Below are 18,551 nucleotides of genomic sequence, written 5' to 3' on the forward strand. Positions count from 1 at the left end.
CGACCACCCCACGCACCCCTACACGCAGGCACTGCTCTCCGCGGTACCGGTGCCCGACCCGGAACTCAGCAGGCAGCGCGAACGCATCATCCTCACCGGTGACGTGCCCTCACCCGCCGACCCGCCGTCGGGCTGCCGCTTCCGCACCCGCTGCTGGAAGGCGCAGGAGCGCTGCGCCCTGGAGATCCCGCTGCTCGCCGTCCCGGCGGAGTTCCGGTACTTCGAGGGGCCCGCCGCCCACGACTCGGCGTGCTTCTTCGCCGCCGACCGGCCCGAGGTGACACACCCGGGCAGGCCCGCCGACGACGCCGAGGCCGAAGGCCGCCCCCGCACCCCGCCCACCACCGCCGTACCGCCGGCGGCGGAGGAGGAACGGCCGGGCGACGGGCCGGCGGGAGACGTCCCGGCGGGGTGACCGGTCGGGGCGACATGGCCGCCCCGACCGGTGCTACGGCACCCGCACGGCCGTACGTCTCCCATGCTCGGCCGTCCGCATATCGGAGTGACGTCCGCCGTGTTACCTGCCGGTTACCGGGCTCGACGGCCTCACGGCACTCGACGGCCTCGCGGCACTCACCTGACGTCCAGCGCCCGCTTGAGGAAGTCCACCTGGAGCAGGAGCAGGTTCTCCGCCACCTGCTCCTGCGGCGTCATGTGCGTCACGCCCGACAGCGGCAGCACCTCGTGCGGACGGCCGTCCGCCAGCAGCGCGGAGGACAGCCGCAGCGTGTGCGCCGCCACCACGTTGTCGTCCGCCAGGCCGTGGATCACCATCATCGGCCGGTGCGGCTTCGCGGCACCGGACAGCCCCTCGTCCGTCACCAGCGAGTTCGCCGCGTACACCGCGGGCTGCTGCGCGGGGTCGCCCAGGTAGCGCTCGGTGTAGTGGGTGTCGTACAGCCGCCAGTCCGTCACCGGCGCACCGGCCACGGCGGCGTGGAACACGTCCGGGCGGCGCAGCACCGCCAACGCGGCGAGATATCCGCCGTAGCTCCAGCCGCGGATGCCCACCCGGCCGAGGTCCAGGGGGAACCGCCCGGCCAGGCCGTGCAGCGCGTCCACCTGGTCGGCGAGCGTCACCTCCGCCAGGTCGTCCACCACGGCCTTCTCCCAGGCGGGCGAGCCGCCGGGGGTGCCTCGGCCGTCGGCGACGACCACGGCGAAGCCCTGGTCGGCGAACCACTGCGAGGTCAGGTGGGCGTTCTGCGCCGCGACCACCCGCTGGCCGTGCGGGCCGCCGTACGGGTCGAGCAGCACCGGCAGCGGGCCGTCGCCCTCGCGGTGGCCGGAGGGCAGCAGCACCGCCGTCGGGATGCGCCGTTCGCCGGACCGCAGCAGCCGGGGCCGTGCGGTGAGCACCGGCGTCTCGGCGTGGTTGGCCAGCACGGTGACCGCGCCCTGTGCCGGGCCGTGCACCTCGACCCGGGAGCCGTGCCGGTCCAGCGCGGCGGTGCTCAGCACCGTCACCGGCCCGCCGCGCACCGCGGAGGCGTACCCGGCGCTGCCCTCGGCGGGCGCGACCCGCACACAGCCGCCGGACATGCCGGAGCCTCCCGAACCGTCGGACCCGTCGGACCCGTCGGACCCGTCGGACCCGACGGACACTGCCCGGTAGACGGCCACTTCGCCGACCGTGTCACCGGAGGCGCTGAACAGCACGTCCCGCTCGCCGACGTCGAGCACCGCCCGCACGTGCAGGCCCTCCGCGCTGACCCGGCGGTCGCCGACCAGCAGGGCGCGCGAGCCGTCGGCGTCGCTGATCCGCACCAGCTCCCCGGACGGCGTCCAGGCGGGCACGCCGGGGAAGAGGTCGTGCCACACCGGGTCCTTCTCCGAGAACACCTCCGAGGTGGAGCCGGTGGCGGTGTCCACGCTCAGGTACTGCTGGCTGCGCTGGTCGCGGGACTGCGTGAGCAGCAGCGGCGGGCCGCCCGCCGACCAGTGCACCGCCGCCAGGTACGGGTGGGCGGCACGGTCCCAGACCACCTCGGTGCGCGTGCCCCCGTCGGCCGCGAACAGGTGCAGTGTGACGTCGGCGTTGGCGGTGCCGGCCGCCGGGTACGCGACCTCGGCAGCGGGGGCCTGGGGGTTGGCCGGATCGGCGATCCACCACCGCTGCACCGGCGACTCGTCCACCCGGGCGACCAGCAGCTGCGTCCCGTCGGGCGACCACCAGAAGCCGCGCGAGCGCTGCATCTCCTCGGCGGCCACGAACTCCGCCAGCCCGTACGAGACCTGCTTGCCCTCGGGCACGGCCAGGGCCCTGTCCGCGCCGCCGTCCAGCGCGGCGATCCGCAGCGTGCGGTCCGCGACGTAGGCCACGTGCCGGCCGTCCGGAGCCGGGCGCGGGTCCACGGCCGGCGCCGGGACGGGCAGCTCCCGGGCCGTCCCGGCCCGCAGCTCGGCGGCGAACAACCGTCCGGAGAGCGTGAAGACGGCCAGCTCGCACGCCGCGTCGGTGGCATAGCCGACGATGCCCGCACCGCCCTCGCGGCTGCGTTCGCGCCGCGCCCGCTCCTCTGCGGACAGCTGCTCCTCGCCGCCGCCCAGCAGGACGGCCGGGTCGCCGGCGGCATATTCACGGCGGCTTGAGCCGGCGTCCGCAGCGAGGTCGTGCACCCACAGGGACTGCGCGCGGTCGGTGCCGCCGCCGGAACGCAGGAACACCACCCGGCTCCCGTCCGGGGCCACGGTGAACGCCTTCGGCGCGCCGAGAGAGAAGCGCTGGGTGCGGGCGTACTGACGGGGGAAACTCACGGCTTCGGAGGACATGGACCGAGCGTACGGGCGTGCCACCTGCCGCGGGGCCGCACCCGCACGCGGGTACGGCCCGGAGGTGCGCCGGGCGCCGCCGGTGCGGTCCCGCGCACTGGGTAGGTGCTCCCGGCGTGCTCGCGGGGCGCTCGCGGCGGACTCGCCGCCCGAAGTGAGCACCGTCACCGTCACGGGTGAGTGAACCGCTCCCACGTGCGGTGCCTTCGTGCGCCTGACCGATGCCTGGCGACTATGCGCCCCGTCTGCTCCCGTGCACCGAGCCGTGCCGACTCACCGATAGTTATGATCAGTTGCGCACGGTGGATGCGTGGGTATGTAGCCCGTGGCGTTCCCCGTTCCCGCACGTCCTCGTCCGCTCTTCGACGCACGTCCTTGGAGGTGAGCCGCCGTGGCACTCTCGATTTCGGCGGTGGTGCTGCTGGCGATCATCGTCTTCTTGCTCATCAAGAAGTCAGGCCTCAAGGCCATGCACGCGGTGATCTGCGTCCTGTTCGGATTCTTCCTCGCCGGCTCGTCGATGGCACCCACCATCAGCGATCTGACCTCGAGCGTCGCCAACATGGTGGGTGGCCTCAAGTTCTGACCCGAGCGGCGTAGGCTCGCCCCCATGACCGCGCGCCGCCTGCTGTTCGTCCACGCTCACCCCGACGACGAGTCGATCAACAACGGCGTCACCATGGCCAGGTACGTCGCCGAGGGCGCGCAGGTCACCCTGGTGACCTGCACCCGCGGCGAGGAGGGTGAGGTCATCCCGCCGGAGCTGGCCGGGCTGGCCGCGGACCGGGACGACACCCTCGGTCCGTACCGGGTGGGCGAACTGGCCGAGGCGATGCGTCAACTCGGCGTGTCCGACCACCGGTTCCTGGGCGGCGCGGGCCGCTACCGGGACTCCGGCATGATCGGCACGCCGCCCAACCAGCGGCCCGACTGCTTCTGGCGCACACCCGTGGACGACGCCGCCGACCTGCTGGCAGCCGTCATACGGGAGACCCGGCCGCAGGTGCTGGTCACCTACGACCCGGACGGCGGCTACGGCCACCCCGACCACATCCAGGCGCACCGGGTCGCCACGCGTGCCGTCGAACTGGCCGCGCTCGACGGCCACCGGCCCGAACTGGGCGCCCCGCACCGGGTGCGGCGGGTCTACTGGAACTGCGTCGCCCGCTCGCAGATCGGGCCGGACGCCTTCGACGGCAACCCGTTCGCGGCGGCGGCCGGTCCTGACGACGTGCCAGGTGTGGTGGACGACACGCTCGTCGCCGTGCGGATCACCGGCGACGGCGGCCTCTCGGCGGCCAAGTCCGCCGCGATGCGGGCACATGCCACGCAGATCACCGTGAACGGCGGCTTCTTCGCCCTTTCCAACCATCTCGGGCAGCCCCTGCTCGACACCGAGTGCTACCGGCTCGCGGACGGTTCAGTCCCCGCCGGGGCACCGGCCGGTGACCTCTTCGCGGGAGTGGACCTGTGAGCCTCGCACGCCTGGCCGCGCACGCCGGCCTCGTCGTACTCGGAGCCGTCGTCGGCACGGCCGCGCTGCTGGTGCAGGGCGGCTGGCCCCCCGGAGGACTGCTGCTCGCCCTCGCGGCGTCCGTGGGGGTGTTCGCGGGCGGGGCGTTGCTCACCCGAGCCCGCAGCGGCGCGGTCGCCGCCGCTGCCGGGTGGGTGCTCGCGGTGCTCTACCTGGTGCTCTTCCCGCGCCCCGAGGGGGACTTCCTGATCGCGGCCGGGCTGGGCTCGGATATCTTCCTGCTCGTCGGGGTGCTGACCGCTGTGGTCTGCGCCACCCTGGCGCCCCCCGGGCAGCCGCGTTTGGGCCGTCCCCGGGAACCCGCCGGACGTCCCGAGTAAGGTGGTGCGGGCCGGCGAGCCGTACTCGCAGCACCATCGGAACGGATGAGTGCGGCGCATCCAACCGGGAGATCCTGCTTTGAGCCGTGAAACTGACAGTTCGTACCCACCTGGGAACGAGCCGGACGAGCCGAAGACCGAGACGACGCTGACCACCCGGATCCGCATCAACATCCCGGGTTCCCGGCCCATTCCCCCGGTCGTCATGCGCACCCCCGTGAACGAGTCCGACACCGGCAAGCAGCCGGTGCGACAGGACTCCGACGAGGGCGCGTCCGGTGGAGGCGCCGACGGGCAGCCGTCCCGCTCCGAGGAGTCGCCGGAGCCCAGCTCGTGGTTCGCGCCCCGCAAGGCGCCCTCCGAGCAGACGCCGCCGCGCGGCACCGCCACCGGCGGCGCCCAGGCAGTGTCGCGCCGGGACGGCACGCCGCCGGGCGGCACACCCGCCTTCGGCGCGCAAGGTCCGCCGCCCGGCCACCAGGGTCCGCCGCCCGGCCACCAAGGCCCGTCGCCTAGCCACCAGGGTCCGCCGCTCGGTCAGCGGTCGCCGCTGGCCGGTCCGCCGGCGGGTTCCGGCATGCCGCCCGGCTACCCCATGGCCGGCGGGCAGCCCGGCGCCGACCAGGGCGATCTTCCGCTGCTCCCCCCGGAGTTCCAGCTCGGGCCGGACGGCCACCGGCCGCCGCCCGGCCTCACACCGCCGCCCGGCGCGGACCGCGGCCTGTCCGACAGCGATCTCGGCGAGACCGTCGCCGGCGGTATCCCCGTGGTGCCGCCGTCCGGCCACCACGACCAGTTTCCGCTGGACGGCCCCGGTGACGCACCGTCCGAACCGGTCCGCCCCGAGGTCCCCGCCCCCGTCCCGGCGGCGCGTCCGCCCGCCAAGGGCCGCTCCAAGCTGGTGCTGCTGGGCGCCGCGGTGCTCGGTGTGCTCGGCATCGCCTACGGCGTCGGCCTGCTGCTCGACCACGCGGACGTGCCGAAGGGCACCACCGTGCTGGGCGTCGACATCGGCGGCACCACCAAGCAGGAAGCCGTCAGCACGCTCGACGCGCAACTCGGCGAACGCACCACGGCGCCGCTGGTGATCAGCGTGGGCGGCAGCCAGCAGCAGCTGAAGCCCAGCGTCGCCGGCCTGTCGCTGGACACCGAGACGACCGTGCGCGACGCCTCCGGACGCGACTACAACCCGCTGTCGGTGATCGGCTCGCTGTTCGGCGGCAGCCGTGCGGCCGAGCCGGCGTTCACCGTCGACGAGGAGAAGCTCAAGGCCGCGCTCGCCGGACTCGGTGGCGAGGAGGGCGGCGCAGCCAAGGACGGCATGGTGACGTTCAAGGACGGCAAGGCCGTCGCCGTCCCCGGCACCGCACGGGCCGCGGTCGACCCGGAGAAGTCGGCCAGCGCGGTGGAGAGCGCCTACCGGCAGCGGGCGGCGACCGGTCAGAACGACCCCGTCACCCTGCCGGTCGGCAAGCAGGAGCCCAAGGTCACCGAGCAGGAGCTGCAGCGCGCCGTCAAGGAGTTCGGCGAGCCGGCCATGTCGGGACTCGTCACCGTCAGGGCCGGCACCGCCGAGATCAGCTTCAGCCCGGAGCGCTCGCTGCCGCAGTTCCTGTCGATGCGGGCCACGAAGGACGGCAAGCTGGTCGACCACTACGACCTCGCCGCGCTCAAGGAGCTGTACGGCAGCACCTTCGAGGGCATCGAGATCACCCGCGGCAACGGCAGCAAGACGGCCGTCACCCCGCAGGACGTCGCCGGGGCCCTGCGTCCCGCGCTGACCGAGACCGACCCCGCCAAGCGGGTCGGCGTCATCCCGCTCGACCCGCAGTGACGGCCGGGCGCGTGCCGACGGCCTGAAGCCGGTCGCAAGACGACGCGGAGCCCGCTACCGGAAGAACCGGTGGCGGGCCCGCGTCGTTAAGGCCGGGATCGCGTCGTCCAGCTCGGTGCCGCACCGCGCCGGGAGGGCCCGCGCCGCGTAGGGAGGGCCCGTGCCTGGTCAGTTGAGGCGGGCTCTGGCGGCCAGCGCCTCCCGTCGGGCCGCCTCGGCCGCCTCGGGGTCGAGGCGGTCGACGCTCACGGCGAAGCGTTCCAACTCGCGGGCGCCGTCCGCGAAGTCGCCGCGGTCCACGATCAGCCGGGCCCGCTCGTAGCGCAGCCGGGCCGGGCGGTGGGGCAGCAGGAGCAGCAGCTCAACCGCCCACAACTGCACCTGCGTGCACTCCGGCCGGGCCGCCGCCCAGGTGCGGATGTTGTTGAGAACACGCTGCACGATCTCCAGCGGCTCCGCCGGGCGCAGCATCTCCGGCGAGAGCCGGCCGCCGCCGGTCGCCCCGGCGACCAGCGTCTCGGCGTCCTCCCGGCCGAGGACGCGGCCGCCGGCGAACGGGTCGACCAGGACGTGCTCCCCGGCCGGGTCGCCGAAACCGACCACGAAGTGCCCGGGCAGCGCCACGCCGTACACCGGGGCCCCGGCCCGCCGGGCCACCTCCAGCCAGACGACGGACAGCAGGATCGGCAGGCCGCGCCGCCGGTGCAGCACCTCGCCGAGCAGGGAGGACTCCAGCCGCTGGTAGTCGCTGTGACTGCCCTGGAACCCCTCCTGCTCGCCGAGCAGCCGGGCCAGCGCCGACGCCCAGGCTGCGGGCGTGCGGCCTCGGTCGAACGGCAGTCGGCCCGCCAGCCGGTCCAGTTCGATCTGCCCCTCCACGACGGTCCGCTCACCCCGGCCGGGTGACGCCACCTCGCCGACGAGCAGGCAGAGCAGCGCCACGTCCGGCGGGGAGGTGCGGGCCGCCTCGGCGAACCGCTGCTGTGCGGTGCTGTCGTCGTCCATGCCTGCCTCAGAACGTCTTGTGCGGGTGATCGGGCTCCGGGCCGCCGGTGGGCCGCCGGTGGGCCTCCGGGCCCGGCAGGTTCAGCCGCGGGGGGCTCGCCAGTGCTGGTAGGAGTGGTGTGCGGCGAAGCCCAGGCGGTTGTAGAGGGCGTGCGCTCCCTCATTGTCCGCCTCCGCCTGGAGCCAGGCAGCGGAGGCACCCTCGGCGAGAGCCTGCCGGGCCAGTGCGGCCATGACCGCGGTGGCCAGGCCCTCGCGGCGGCGTGCCGGGTCGACCTCCACCGCGGCGAAACCCGCCCAGCGGCCGTCCACCACGCACCTGCCGGTGGCGGCCGGTGCGGTGTCCGGCCCGTCGCCGGGCACGGTGGCGAACCAGACCGACGGGCCGCCGCGCAGCACCCGCCACACGTGCGGCGACGGCTCCGCGATGCCCCGGTACCGCAGCAGCCAGGGCGGCCCCACGTCCCGGCCGCACTCCACCGGCGCGGTGTCCGCCGCCCGGTCGGCCAGCGGGGCCAGGCCGCCGACCAGCACGTCCGCGCTGACCTCCCGCACCCAGCCGCGGGCGGCGAGCGCCGCCGCCAGCTCCTCGTCGGAGTCGGCCGCGCCCGCGCTGAGCTGCGCGTACGCCGGAAGGCCACGGGCCGCGTACCAGGCCGTCACCCGTTCGAGGGCCGCGTCAAGCGGCATGCCGGGGTCACCCAGAGGGAGGAGCGAGTTGGCGCGGCGGGTGAAACCGCCGGAGGCGCGCAGCACCCACTCGCCGAGCGGCTCGCGCTCGGCGGCCGGCCAGCCCCGGTCGGCGACCCGGGTCAGCTCCGCGACCCCGGCGGCCGGCAGGCCGCGGCGCCGGGCGGGCGCCGCGGGCACCACCTTGGCCGCCACCAGCGCGGACTGCTCCAGCGCCACCACCTCGCCGTCGCGCCGGGTGACGCGCAGCACACCACCGGTCCACGATGTGAGAACGCCGAGGGTGTCGGTGAACCGGCCCGATCCGTCGGCCGCCCCGGTCAAACTACGCACCGACACACGTTTCCCCACGTCGTCGGGGGTCACCCGCACCTCAAGACGTCCGCTCATGATGAATTCCACTGCTCTGTCCGACCCTCTTGTTCGTCTCGTGCCCGGGAACGGCGATACTAGGTGCGGGCATCGACGACGCCGCGCTCCCGCGCGATATGAGCCCTACCGAGGAGGAACGACAGCGTGACCTACGTCATCGCGCAGCCTTGTGTCGATCTGAAGGACAAGGCGTGCATCGAGGAGTGCCCCGTCGACTGCATCTACGAGGGCCAGCGGTCCTTGTACATCCACCCGGACGAATGTGTCGACTGCGGGGCCTGTGAGCCGGTCTGCCCGGTGGAGGCGATCTTCTACGAGGACGACACCCCGGAGGAGTGGAAGGACTTCTACAAGGCGAACGTGGAGTTCTTCGACGAGCTGGGCTCGCCCGGTGGTGCCAGCAAGCTCGGCCTGATCGAGCGCGACCACCCGGTGATCGCGGCCCTGCCGCCGCAGGAGCACGACGAGTGAGCTGACCGCTTCCTCCGGATCTCCCGGGGTTTCCTCTCGGAGTTCCTCCCGAAGCGGACCCGGCCGGCGGCGAGCCGGCCGGAGGGGCCCGGGTGCGTGTGCCGCACCGGGCCCCGACGGCTCGCGGCCCGGCGGCCCCTCGGTGGGCCGCCGGGCCGCGGCAGCAGCGCCGCAGCCCGGTCGGCCGGGCAGGTGGCGCCCAGCACAGAAAGCGAGTCACAGCCCGTGCCATCCGTCTCCTCGCGCCTGCCGGAGTTCCCCTGGGACCGGCTGGAGCCGTACAAGTCGACGGCCGCCGCACATCCCGGCGGGATCGTGGACCTCTCCGTCGGTACCCCCGTGGACCCGGTGCCCGACCTGGTGCAGAGGGCGCTGGCCGAGGCCAGCGACCGGCCGGGCTATCCGACGGTCTGGGGCACGCCCCAGCTGCGGGACGCGATCGCCGGCTGGTGCGAGCGCCGCCTGGGCGCGCGCGGCGTCGCGCACTCCAACGTGCTGCCGGTGGTCGGCTCCAAGGAACTTGTCGCCTGGCTGCCCACCCAGCTCGGGCTGGGCCCCGGTGACCGGGTGGCGTTCCCGCGCCTGGCCTACCCCACCTACGAGGTGGGCGCCCGGCTGGCCGGCGCGGAGCCGGTGGTCTACGACGAGCCGACGGAACTCGGCGGCGACGCCCCGGCCCTGTTGTGGCTGAACTCGCCCTCCAACCCCACGGGCAGGGTCCTGGACGCCGCGGAGCTGCGTGAGACGGTCCGCTGGGCCCGCGCCCACGGTGTGCTGCTGTTCAGCGACGAGTGCTACCTGGAACTGGGCTGGGAGACCGAGCCGGTCTCCGTGCTGCGCGAGGACGTGTGCGAGGGCAGCTTCGACGGCATCGTGGCCGTGCACTCGCTGTCCAAGCGCTCCAACCTGGCCGGCTACCGGGCGGCGTTCGCCGCCGGGGACCCGGCGGTGCTGGGCGAGCTGCTGCAGGTGCGCAAGCACAGCGGCATGATGACGCCGGCCCCCGTGCAGGCGGCGACCGTGGCGGCGCTCGGCGACGACCGGCACGTGGCGGAGCAGCGGGAGCGCTACGCCGCCCGCCGCTCCGCGCTGCGGGACGCGCTGCTGGGCCGCGGTTTCCGCATCGAGCACAGCGAGGCGTCGCTCTACCTGTGGGCGACCCGGGACGAGCCCTGCTGGGAGACGGTGAGGGAACTCGCCGAGCGCGGTGTGCTGGTGGCGCCCGGCGACTTCTACGGTCCGGCCGGTGACCGGTTCGTACGGGTCGCCTTCACGGCGACCGACGAGCGGGTCGCCGAAGCCGTCCGCCGCCTGCGCGACTGACCCGCCCGGACGACTGACCCGCCCGCTCGACCGAGGGGCCCGTGCCGACCACCCGAAGTGGTCGGCACGGGCCCCTCGTCCGTGCGTCGGTGGGGTCAGCCGCCCAGCGGGATGCCGCCGATGGAGCCGCCGCCGAAGGAGCCGTTGCCGAGCGGCAGCGCGTCGGTGGGCAGGCCGCTCTCGGTGAGCGCGTCGGTGGGCAGACCGCCCTTGGCGCTCTGCAGCGCCTTGCCCAGCGTGTCGGTGGGGCCCGCGGCGGCCTGGATCGCGGCCTTGCGCACCATCGGGGTGGCGGACCGGCTGAGGGTCCCGGCGACCTGTCCGGCGGCGGGAACGGCCGTCTTCACCGCGTCGCTGCCCGCCTCGCCCGCCAGCGAGGTCACGTTCTGGGTGGCGCCGTCGAGTCCGCTGCTCAGGTTGTCGCTGTCGAGGTTGCTGACCCCGCCCAGGTCCGGGACGGAGGGAAGGTCCACGGCCTGGGCGGACCCGGCGGCAGCACCGACGACGGAGGCCGCGCCTGCGGCCGTCAGCAGTGCGCTCTTGGCGATCCGGCGCGTGAAGGACATGATGCTCCTTTGACGGAGAGAGTATTTCCGGACTCCGGGGCGTGCCCGGTCAGACGCAGTGCCTATCGCCCGGAAAGCCTTCGAGGTTGCGGCCCCGCCAGGTAAAGGATTGGTAATGTGTCGCATCATATGGGTGCCGCGGAGCGCGTGACCGGCATCGCGCGGAGGTGGCCGGAACGCCTGCGAGGCCAAGGGGCGCAAGGCCCGTGCCGACTCGTGAAGCCACAGGTGGAAGCAGGCGAGGCGGCGTCAACACGCCGCCCTGCGACGTTCCCCTTCCGGGGTGTTCCGCCGTACTACTGCGCGAGTGTCATCCGCACTTCCGTGCTCTTTTCCCCGTCGGTCGTGCGCCAGCCGGCGGCGGAATTCCCCGCCTCCCACACGCGGTCGGCAAAAGTGATGCGGGAGATACCGAGTTCCGTCGCGTTGGCCACCGCCCAGTGCGCGAGTTCCCAGCCGCGCCGCTCCGCCTTCGCGCCGCCCTCCCCGTCGGCCGGTACCGGTACCGACACCACCGGCAGCCCCGACACCGGGGCGCTGCGGCCCGCCCCCGACACGCCGTCCGCGGGGAGCACGTCCGCGCCGAACTCCCGGACCAGCTTCCGCCGGACCTCGGCGGAGTCACCCGCCACCGGCTGCGCGTTGCCCGTCGTGCAGTTGAGCGCCGCCGGCTGCCGGCCGACCAGTGCCGAGGTCAGCAGCGCCGCGTTCGCCTCGTGCTTGGCGTACGCCTGCGGGAAGCCGCTGCGCTGCACCTCCTGGGCCGCGACGGTCAGCGGCAGCCGGGTGTAACCCGGCACCTCCACCAGTCCGTCGTAGAACTTCCCGGCCGAGTACACCGGGTCCATGATCTGCTCGACCGTGCCCCACCCCTGCGAGGGCCGCTGCTGGAACAGGCCCACAGAGTCGCGGTCTCCGTAGTCGATGTTGCGCAGGGTCGACTCCTGCACCGCGGTCGCCAGCGCGATCGTCACGGCCCGGTCGGGCAGGCCGCGCGAGGCCGCCACCGCCTCGATCGCCGCGGCGTTGCGGGCCATCTGCGGCTCCAGCTCCCACCGCTGCTCACCGTCGGCACTGCGGACCTCGCACCGGGGCGGGCCGCCCTCGGTGGTCTTGTACTGCACCACCACGTACCCGGCCAGGGCGAGCAGCACGGACCCCGCGGCGACCGCCCGCCACCGGCGCCCGCGCTTCTTCTCCCGCTGCTCGGTCATGGCGTCAGGGTAGCCGGGGGCCGGGAGTTCCGGAGCCGGTGGGAAGCTGCCGCCCTGCCCGGCCCACGGGTAGGGTCGGCCGCATGGCCCCGATCAACCTTGACCTGCAGCAGGACGCCGCGCGGCTCACCGCGCAGCTCGTCGACGCGCCCTCGGTGAGCGGCACCGAGGAACCGCTGGCCGACGCCGTGGAGGCGGCGCTCTCCGCGCTGCCGCACCTGAGCGTGCTGCGGTACGGCAACAACGTGGTGGCGCGCACCGAACTGGGCCGGGCCGAACGAGTCGTGCTGGCCGGCCACATCGACACCGTGCCGATCGCCGGCAACGTGCCGTCCCGCCTCGACGAGGACGGTGTGCTGTGGGGCTGCGGCACCAGCGACATGAAGGCCGGCGTCGCCGTGCAGCTGCGGATCGCGGCCACGGTTCCGGAGCCCAACCGCGACCTCACCTTCGTCTTCTACGACAACGAGGAGGTCGACGCCGACCTCAACGGCCTCGGCAAGGTCGCGGCGGCCCACCCCGACTGGCTGACCGGGGACTTCGCGGTGCTGCTCGAGCCGTCCAGCGGCGAGGTGGAGGGCGGCTGCCAGGGCACGCTGCGGGTCAGGATCCGCCTGGCCGGGCAGCGTTCGCACTCCGCCCGCAGCTGGATGGGCGACAACGCGGTGCACACCGCCGCACCCGTGCTCGCCCGGCTCGCCGAGTACCGCCCGCGCCGGGTCCTCATCGACGGGCTGGAGTACCGGGAGGGGCTGAACGCCGTCGGCATCGAGGGCGGCGTGGCCGGCAACGTCATCCCCGACTCCTGCACGGTGACCGTCAACTACCGCTACGCGCCCGACCTCAGCGAGGACCAGGCGCTGGCCCACGTCCAGGAGGTCTTCGCGGACTGCAAGGTCGCCGAGCTGACCGTGGACGACCACTCGGGGCCCGCCATGCCGGGCCTGAACCACCCGGCTGCGGCGGCCTTCACCGCCGCCGTGGGCGGCACGCCCAAGCCGAAGTTCGGCTGGACGGACGTCTCCCGGTTCAGCGCGCTCGGCGTGCCGGCCGTCAACTACGGACCGGGTGACCCCAACCTCGCCCACAAGGTCGACGAGCGGGTCGACACCGCCCTCGTCCTGCACTGCGAGGAGCGGCTGCGGGCCTGGCTGACCAGCTGACGGCACCCCGGCCAAGGCGATTTCCCCGGGCGTTCTCCGGGGTTCCCCCGGCTTCCCCCGGGTGTTCCCCCGGGCGTTCCGCCGGGCGCCACCTGTGCCTGCGTAGGCTTGCTCGGAGATCACAGCGGAGGGAGCACGACATGCCAAACTCGACGGAAGACCCGGAGCCGAGAGAGCAGCGACTCGGCCCGGTGGTGCGCCGCCGCAACCAGATGCAGCCGGGCACCGCCGACCAGCGCCTGCTGGAGTCCGTCGGGCCTTCCGACTTCGTCCACCAGGACCCCTGGCGGGTGATGCGCATCCAGTCCGAGTTCGTGGAGGGCTTCGGCGCGCTCGCCGAGGTCGGCCCCGGTGTGAGCGTCTTCGGTTCGGCCCGCACCCGGCCCGGCACACCCGAGTACGAGTCCGCGCGGGCCATCGGCCGCGCGCTGTCCGAGGCGGGCTACGCGGTGATCACCGGCGGTGGCCCGGGTGCCATGGAGGCAGCCAACCGCGGTGCCTCGGAGGCGGCCGGCGGCGTCTCCGTCGGCCTGGGCATCGAGCTGCCCTTCGAGCAGGGCCTCAACAAGTACGTGGACCTGGGCGTCAACTTCCGCTACTTCTTCGTGCGCAAGACCTGCTTTGTGAAGTACTCGCAGGGCTTCGTGGTGCTGCCCGGAGGCATGGGCACCTTCGACGAGCTGTTCGAGGCCGTCACCCTGGTCCAGACGCAGAAGGTCACGCGCTTCCCGATCGTGCTCTTCGGCACCTCCTACTGGGAGGGACTGCTGGCCTGGCTGCGCGACACAGTCGCCGCCGAGGGCAAGGTCTCCCCGGGCGACCTGGACCTGCTGCACCTCACCGACGACGTGGACGAGGCGGTCGCGCACGTCACGAAGTGACGCCGGGCCCGTTCCCGGACCTGTCCCAGGCCCCGGGCCCGGGTCAGGCCAGGCCCCGGCGGGCGACCGCCGGGGGCCGGTGGCCGGCGATGGACGCGACCATCTCCAGCACCTGGCGGGTCTCCGCCACCTCGTGCACCCGGTACACCTGCGCGCCCAGCCACGCCGAGACGGCGGTGGCCGCGAGCGTGCCGGTGAGCCGCTCCTTCACCGGGCGGTCCAGCGTCTCGCCGACGAAGTCCTTGTTGGACAGCGACACCAGCACCGGCCAGCCGGACGCGGTCATCTCGCCCAGGCGGCGCGTCGCCTCCAGCGAGTGCCGGGTCGCCTTCCCGAAGTCGTGCCCGGGGTCGATCATGACGCCCTCCCGGGGCACGCCCAGCGCCACCGCCCGCTCGGCGAGGCCGACGGTGGTGCGCAGGATGTCCGCCATCACGTCGTCGTAGGCCACCCGGTGCGGCCGGGTGCGGGGCGGGGCCCCACCGGCGTGCGTGCACACCAGGCCCGTGCGGTGGCGCGCGGCGACCTCGGCCAGACGCGGATCGACGCCGCCCCAGGCGTCGTTGAGCAGGTCGGCGCCGGCCTCGCACACCGCCTCGCCCACCTCGTGCCGCCAGGTGTCCACGCTGATCACGACCTCCGGATGGCGCCGCCTGACCTCGGCGACAAAACCCGCGGTACGGCGGATCTCCTCGTCGGCGCTGACCTCCTCGCCGGGCCCGGCCTTCACCCCGCCGATGTCGATGATCGCGGCACCCTCGGCCACCGCCTGCTCCACCCGCAGCAGGGCCGGCTCGTCGAGAAAGGTCGCCCCCCGGTCGTAGAACGAGTCCGGTGTGCGGTTCACGATCGCCATGATCACGGGTTCGTGTGCGCCGAACTCCCGTCGTCCCAGCCGCAGCATGCGAGGCGTTCCCTTCGGTCTCCGGCCCGCGCCGCGCGGCGTCCGCCGGGCTGCGGCGGGACCTGCGGCGAGGCGCCGCGTGATCGTGCCACGCCGACCCTAACCGCCGCCTCCGCGTGGCACGATCAGGCGGGTGATGACCGTCCGGGCGCTGCCGCATGGCACGATCGGGACACCTCCTACCGTCGCACCCCGAGGTGAACGCCGTGTTCTGGTTCCTGCTGATCGCGATGCTCGCGGTGGTCGGCGCGGTCACGCTGGCCGTCGTCGGCAGCGGTGACGGCTCCGGCCGTGCGGCGGAGGGCGGCCTGCACGACGCCGAGCCGGACCGCGTCACCGACCCGCTGCCCGAGGACCGCCCGGTGGGCCGGGGCGACGTGGACGCGCTGCGGCTGCCGCTGGCGCTGCGCGGCTACCGCATGGCCGAGGTCGACGACGTGCTCGACCGGCTGGGTGCCGAACTCGCCGAGCGGGACGCGCGGATCGCGGAGCTGGAGTCGGCGCTGGCGGGTGCGCAGGCCGCCGCCATGGGACGCGGCGACCTGTTCGACGCCCCCGGCGCCCCCGGCATCGTCGGCGGAAACGGCCGTGACAGAGGGAACGGAGGGAACGGAGGGAACGGGGAGGACGGCCTCGACGGTACGTCGGCCGGTGCTCGGTGAGCGGGCCGCTGGCCGGTCCGGACGGTCTGCCGCGCTGCCCGTGGGCCGTGCTGACGCCGAACGCCCCCGAGTACACCGCCTACCACGACACCGAGTGGGGCCGCCCGGTCCACGGTGACGACGCCTTCTTCGAGCGGCTGAGTCTGGAGGCGTTCCAGTCCGGCCTGTCCTGGCTGACGGTGCTGCGCCGCCGCGAGGGCTTCCGGGCGGCCTTCGCCGGGTTCCGGATCGCCGAGGTCGCCGCCTTCACCGAGGCCGACCGCGAGCGGCTGCTCGCCGACGCGGGCATCGTCCGCAACCGCGCCAAGATCGACGCGGTGCTCGGCAACGCCCGGGTCGCCGCCGGGTGGCCGGCCGGCACGCTGGAGCGGCTGATCCGGTCGTACGCCCCGGTGCCGCCCCCGTCGTCGCCTGCCCTTCCGGCGCCCGCGACGACCGAGGAGGTCCCGGCGGCCACCGAGCAGTCGGCCGCGCTCGCCCGGGAACTCAAGCGCAGCGGGTTCCGCTTCGTCGGCCCGACGACCGCCTACGCGCTGATGCAGGCATGCGGCCTGGTCAACGACCACCTCGCGGGATGCGTCAGCCGGGAGGGGTGACCGGGTGCGGCGCCCGGGCCGCGGTGGCCCGGCGGCTCCCCGCAGGAGACGCCGACCACCGCGAACCCCGCTCGCGCCTTGCGGATCGCGGGGCCCGTCAGCTGCCGGTGAACTTCGGCCGCTCCTTGGCGACGAAGGCCTCCACCGCGATGCGGTGGTCCCGGGAGGCGCCGGCCCGCAGCTGCAGCTCCGACTCCTTGGCGAGCGTGTCGGCGAGCGAGTGCGAGGTGCCGAACGCCATGGCCTCCTTCATCGCGGCGAAGGCCAGCGTCGGCCCGTCCGCGAGGGTGCGGGCCACGGCCCGCGCCTCCTCCGCCAGCCGGTCGGCGGGCACCACGCGGTGGGCGAGGCCGAGTTCGAGGGCCTCCGGCGCCTTCACCGTGCGCGGGAACAGCAGCAGTTCGGTGGCGCGGGCCGGTCCGACCAGGCGGGGCAGCGTCCACGCCATGCCGGAGTCGGTGGAGAGCGCCACTCCGGCGAAGGCGGTGGTGAACGCGGCGGTGTCGGCGATCACCCGGTAGTCGGCGGCGAACGCGAAGCCCGCGCCCGCCCCGGCCGCGACCCCGTTCACCCCCGCCACCACGGGCTTGGGCATCGACGCCAGTGCGAGCGTGATCGGGTTGTAGTGCTCCTCCACGGTGTTCAGGGCGCTGCCGCCGCTGCTGTGCAGGGACTGCACGTGTTCCTTGAGGTCCTGCCCGACGCAGAAGGCCCGGCCGGTGCCGGTCAGCAGCACCGCCCGAACGGCGGAATCACCTGCCGCTTCCTGGAGGGCGTCGCGCAGCGCGTTCTTGGTCGCCTCGTCGAGCGCGTTCATCGCGTCGGCGCGGTTCAGGGTGACGGTCGCCAGACCGTCGGTGAGGTCGTAGAGCACGGTGTCGGCCATGCGCACCAGCATGGCCGACATCGCCGGACGCCGACACAGCGATCGCGCCGCAGTGGTGTGACCTGCGCGACCTGCGTCAACCCCGGCGGCTCCGCGGAGGGTGCGGTATTGCTGCGTGATCGCCGAAATGCGGTGGTTTGCGAGAGAGCGTTACCAAGGCGATCACTCCTGATGTTGGTCATCGGGTCGTGCCATGCGGGATAATGGCTGGGAAGCAATGTGTTCGATGCCGGTGACACCGTGCCTTTCTGGGGCCGCCGGCTGTGATGAGCTGGTTTCAGGAAGGGGAACGAGCATGGCGGCCATGAAGCCGCGAACGGGTGACGGCCCGCTCGAGGTGACCAAGGAGGGGCGGGGCATCATCATGCGCGTTCCGCTCGAAGGTGGCGGGCGGCTCGTTGTCGAGCTGACCCGTGACGAGGCGGTCGCTCTCGGTGAGGAACTGAAGAAGGTCTGCGACTGACAGCGACCTGTCGCGCCGCCGGCGCCGTGAATCTTCGACTGCCCCCGGAGTGCCCGCACTCCGGGGGCAGCGGTGTGTCCGGGTGTGGCGGCGCGTCCGGGGCCGGTGCGCCGTCTGCCCGTCTGCCCGTCTGCTTCGGTCAGTGCCCGCGCTTGACCGCGCAGAGCAGCCCGTCGCCCACGGGCAGCAGGGTGGGCAGCAGCGCCCCGCTGTCGCGGACCGTGCGCAGCAGTTCCCGCAGCCGCAGCACCTCGGCGGGCTGCGCGGAGGAGTCGACGGTGCGGCCGTCGGCGAACACGCCCTCGAAGCAGACCAGTCCGCCGGGCCGCAGCAGGCGCAGTGCCTCGCCGAGGTAGTCCAGGCACTCCATGCGGTCGCCGTCGCAGAAGACGAGGTCGTAGCCGCCGTCGGCCAGCCGCGGCAGCACGTCCAGGGCCCGCCCGGGGATGAACCGGGCCCTGTTGCCGGCGAAGCCCGCCGCTCGAAAGGCCTGGCGGGCGAACTGCTGCCGCTCGGGTTCGAGGTCGACGGTGGTCAGCACCCCGTCGGGCCGCATCCCGAGCAGCAGGTGGATTCCGGAGACGCCCGTCCCGGTGCCGATCTCGGCGACGGCCTTCGCGTCGGTGGCGGCCGCCAGCAGCCGCAGCGCGGCACCCGTCCCGTCCGACACGGCACGCAGTCCGGCCTCCAGGGCTCGGTCGTGCGCCCAGCTCAACGCGGCGTTCGCAGCGCTGTCGGCGCTCTCCACGCCGTACGCGTCGGCGAACGCCCAGCTCGTCTGCCGGTTGCCGGTAATTTCAACTCTCCTGTCCCCGTGGACCACGCAACGGTGACTGTATCCGTTGGGGGTGGGAACCCGCTGATGGGACCGCGCGTTGAAGAGGGCAGGTGAAGG

20 protein-coding genes are annotated in these 18,551 nt (G+C 73.9%); 12 read left to right on the forward strand and 8 right to left on the reverse strand.

Going from position 1 to position 18,551, the window contains the following annotated elements:
• The coding region (locus QNO07_RS22965; RefSeq protein ID WP_349636869.1) for an oligopeptide/dipeptide ABC transporter ATP-binding protein at positions 1-415 on the forward strand (415 nt) is incomplete at its 5' end.
• Positions 416-573: 158 nt separating this feature from the next.
• Here the strand turns inward: QNO07_RS22965 and QNO07_RS22970 are convergent.
• A complete protein-coding gene (locus tag QNO07_RS22970; RefSeq protein ID WP_283994198.1) occupies positions 574-2,772 on the reverse strand; it encodes a S9 family peptidase in 2,199 nt (732 codons plus the stop codon).
• Positions 2,773-3,163: 391 nt separating this feature from the next.
• Here QNO07_RS22970 and QNO07_RS22975 point away from each other — a divergent pair, with 391 nt between their 5' ends.
• From QNO07_RS22975 to QNO07_RS22990, 4 genes are all read left to right on the forward strand, one after another.
• Complete coding sequence (locus QNO07_RS22975; protein WP_283994199.1) at positions 3,164-3,358, forward strand: hypothetical protein; 195 nt, start codon at positions 3,164-3,166, stop codon at positions 3,356-3,358.
• Between the two features lie 24 nt (positions 3,359-3,382).
• Positions 3,383-4,246 (forward strand): N-acetyl-1-D-myo-inositol-2-amino-2-deoxy-alpha-D-glucopyranoside deacetylase, encoded by an 864-nt coding sequence (mshB, locus tag QNO07_RS22980; RefSeq protein ID WP_283994200.1) that lies wholly within the window; start codon positions 3,383-3,385, stop codon positions 4,244-4,246.
• The gene (locus QNO07_RS22985) at positions 4,243-4,626 is read left to right on the forward strand and encodes a DUF6113 family protein (protein WP_283994201.1); all 384 of its coding nucleotides are present in this window, start codon (positions 4,243-4,245) and stop codon (positions 4,624-4,626) included. The genes mshB and QNO07_RS22985 overlap by 4 nt, the downstream gene beginning before the upstream one ends.
• Before the next feature lie 79 nt (positions 4,627-4,705).
• Positions 4,706-6,460: a hypothetical protein gene (locus QNO07_RS22990; protein WP_283994202.1), complete on the forward strand. Its 1,755-nt coding sequence runs from the start codon at positions 4,706-4,708 to the stop codon at positions 6,458-6,460.
• Between the two features lie 168 nt (positions 6,461-6,628).
• On the opposite strand, the gene QNO07_RS22995 is transcribed toward QNO07_RS22990, so the two are convergent.
• Together QNO07_RS22995 and QNO07_RS23000 are read right to left on the reverse strand one after the other, a co-directional pair.
• On the reverse strand, positions 6,629-7,465 hold the full coding sequence (locus tag QNO07_RS22995; protein WP_283994203.1) for a transglutaminase-like domain-containing protein: 837 nt from the start codon (positions 7,463-7,465) through the stop codon (positions 6,629-6,631).
• An 81-nt stretch (positions 7,466-7,546) separates the two neighbouring features.
• Complete coding sequence (locus tag QNO07_RS23000; protein WP_502961911.1) at positions 7,547-8,557, reverse strand: GNAT family N-acetyltransferase; 1,011 nt, start codon at positions 8,555-8,557, stop codon at positions 7,547-7,549.
• A gap of 114 nt (positions 8,558-8,671) precedes the next feature.
• Between QNO07_RS23000 and fdxA the strand changes: the two genes are divergently transcribed.
• Both fdxA and dapC read left to right on the forward strand, forming a co-directional pair.
• Positions 8,672-8,998 (forward strand): ferredoxin, encoded by a 327-nt coding sequence (gene fdxA, locus QNO07_RS23005; protein WP_232270238.1) that lies wholly within the window; start codon positions 8,672-8,674, stop codon positions 8,996-8,998.
• Positions 8,999-9,223: 225 nt separating this feature from the next.
• The gene (gene dapC / locus QNO07_RS23010; RefSeq protein WP_283994205.1) at positions 9,224-10,321 is read left to right on the forward strand and encodes a succinyldiaminopimelate transaminase; all 1,098 of its coding nucleotides are present in this window, start codon (positions 9,224-9,226) and stop codon (positions 10,319-10,321) included.
• Between the two features lie 95 nt (positions 10,322-10,416).
• Here dapC and QNO07_RS23015 read toward each other — a convergent pair whose 3' ends face one another.
• Positions 10,417-10,887, reverse strand: a complete 471-nt coding sequence (locus tag QNO07_RS23015; protein ID WP_283994206.1) for an ATP-binding protein — start codon at positions 10,885-10,887, stop codon at positions 10,417-10,419.
• A gap of 296 nt (positions 10,888-11,183) precedes the next feature.
• Complete coding sequence (locus tag QNO07_RS23020; protein WP_283994207.1) at positions 11,184-12,101, reverse strand: VldE C-terminal domain-containing protein; 918 nt, start codon at positions 12,099-12,101, stop codon at positions 11,184-11,186.
• Positions 12,102-12,184: 83 nt separating this feature from the next.
• Here QNO07_RS23020 and dapE point away from each other — a divergent pair, with 83 nt between their 5' ends.
• Together dapE and QNO07_RS23030 are read left to right on the forward strand one after the other, a co-directional pair.
• A complete protein-coding gene (gene dapE / locus QNO07_RS23025) occupies positions 12,185-13,264 on the forward strand; it encodes a succinyl-diaminopimelate desuccinylase (RefSeq protein ID WP_283994208.1) in 1,080 nt (359 codons plus the stop codon).
• 140 nt (positions 13,265-13,404) lie between these two features.
• Entirely contained in the window at positions 13,405-14,145 is a 741-nt protein-coding gene (locus tag QNO07_RS23030; protein ID WP_283994209.1) for an LOG family protein, read from the forward strand.
• 43 nt (positions 14,146-14,188) lie between these two features.
• On the opposite strand, the gene folP is transcribed toward QNO07_RS23030, so the two are convergent.
• Entirely contained in the window at positions 14,189-15,049 is an 861-nt protein-coding gene (folP, locus tag QNO07_RS23035; RefSeq protein ID WP_283994210.1) for a dihydropteroate synthase, read from the reverse strand.
• Between the two features lie 158 nt (positions 15,050-15,207).
• Here folP and QNO07_RS23040 point away from each other — a divergent pair, with 158 nt between their 5' ends.
• Together QNO07_RS23040 and QNO07_RS23045 are read left to right on the forward strand one after the other, a co-directional pair.
• Positions 15,208-15,711, forward strand: a complete 504-nt coding sequence (locus tag QNO07_RS23040) for a DivIVA domain-containing protein (RefSeq protein ID WP_283994211.1) — start codon at positions 15,208-15,210, stop codon at positions 15,709-15,711.
• Entirely contained in the window at positions 15,708-16,307 is a 600-nt protein-coding gene (locus QNO07_RS23045) for a DNA-3-methyladenine glycosylase I (protein ID WP_283994212.1), read from the forward strand. The genes QNO07_RS23040 and QNO07_RS23045 overlap by 4 nt, the downstream gene beginning before the upstream one ends.
• Positions 16,308-16,404: 97 nt before the next feature.
• Here the strand turns inward: QNO07_RS23045 and QNO07_RS23050 are convergent, their stop codons facing one another.
• Complete coding sequence (locus QNO07_RS23050) at positions 16,405-17,193, reverse strand: enoyl-CoA hydratase-related protein (protein ID WP_283994213.1); 789 nt, start codon at positions 17,191-17,193, stop codon at positions 16,405-16,407.
• Positions 17,194-17,488: 295 nt separating this feature from the next.
• On the opposite strand from QNO07_RS23050, the gene QNO07_RS23055 reads away from it, so the two are divergent.
• Positions 17,489-17,656 (forward strand): DUF3117 domain-containing protein, encoded by a 168-nt coding sequence (locus tag QNO07_RS23055; protein ID WP_283994214.1) that lies wholly within the window; start codon positions 17,489-17,491, stop codon positions 17,654-17,656.
• 139 nt (positions 17,657-17,795) lie between these two features.
• Here QNO07_RS23055 and QNO07_RS23060 read toward each other — a convergent pair whose 3' ends face one another.
• Positions 17,796-18,479, reverse strand: coding sequence for an O-methyltransferase (locus QNO07_RS23060; protein WP_283994215.1), 684 nt, complete (start codon positions 18,477-18,479; stop codon positions 17,796-17,798).
• Positions 18,480-18,551 lie beyond the last annotated feature (72 nt).

The organism is Streptomyces sp. 549, from assembly GCF_030124175.1.
In the GTDB taxonomy this organism is placed as follows: Bacteria; Actinomycetota; Actinomycetes; order Streptomycetales; family Streptomycetaceae; genus Streptomyces.

Bases quoted from the DNA above. Each gene is read 5' to 3' on its own strand.
- QNO07_RS23050 (WP_283994213.1), bottom strand. From the start codon at position 17,193: ATGGCCGACACCGTGCTCTACGACCTCACCGACGGTCTGGCGACCGTC.
- QNO07_RS22970 (WP_283994198.1), bottom strand. From the start codon at position 2,772: ATGTCCTCCGAAGCCGTGAGTTTCCCCCGTCAGTACGCCCGCACCCAG.
- QNO07_RS23030 (WP_283994209.1), top strand. From the start codon at position 13,405: ATGCCAAACTCGACGGAAGACCCGGAGCCGAGAGAGCAGCGACTCGGC.
- QNO07_RS23040 (WP_283994211.1), top strand. From the start codon at position 15,208: ATGGCACGATCGGGACACCTCCTACCGTCGCACCCCGAGGTGAACGCC.
- dapE (WP_283994208.1), top strand. From the start codon at position 12,185: ATGGCCCCGATCAACCTTGACCTGCAGCAGGACGCCGCGCGGCTCACC.
- mshB (WP_283994200.1), top strand. From the start codon at position 3,383: ATGACCGCGCGCCGCCTGCTGTTCGTCCACGCTCACCCCGACGACGAG.
- QNO07_RS22995 (WP_283994203.1), bottom strand. From the start codon at position 7,465: ATGGACGACGACAGCACCGCACAGCAGCGGTTCGCCGAGGCGGCCCGC.
- folP (WP_283994210.1), bottom strand. From the start codon at position 15,049: ATGCTGCGGCTGGGACGACGGGAGTTCGGCGCACACGAACCCGTGATC.
- QNO07_RS23015 (WP_283994206.1), bottom strand. From the start codon at position 10,887: ATGTCCTTCACGCGCCGGATCGCCAAGAGCGCACTGCTGACGGCCGCA.
- QNO07_RS23020 (WP_283994207.1), bottom strand. From the start codon at position 12,101: ATGACCGAGCAGCGGGAGAAGAAGCGCGGGCGCCGGTGGCGGGCGGTC.
- QNO07_RS23055 (WP_283994214.1), top strand. From the start codon at position 17,489: ATGGCGGCCATGAAGCCGCGAACGGGTGACGGCCCGCTCGAGGTGACC.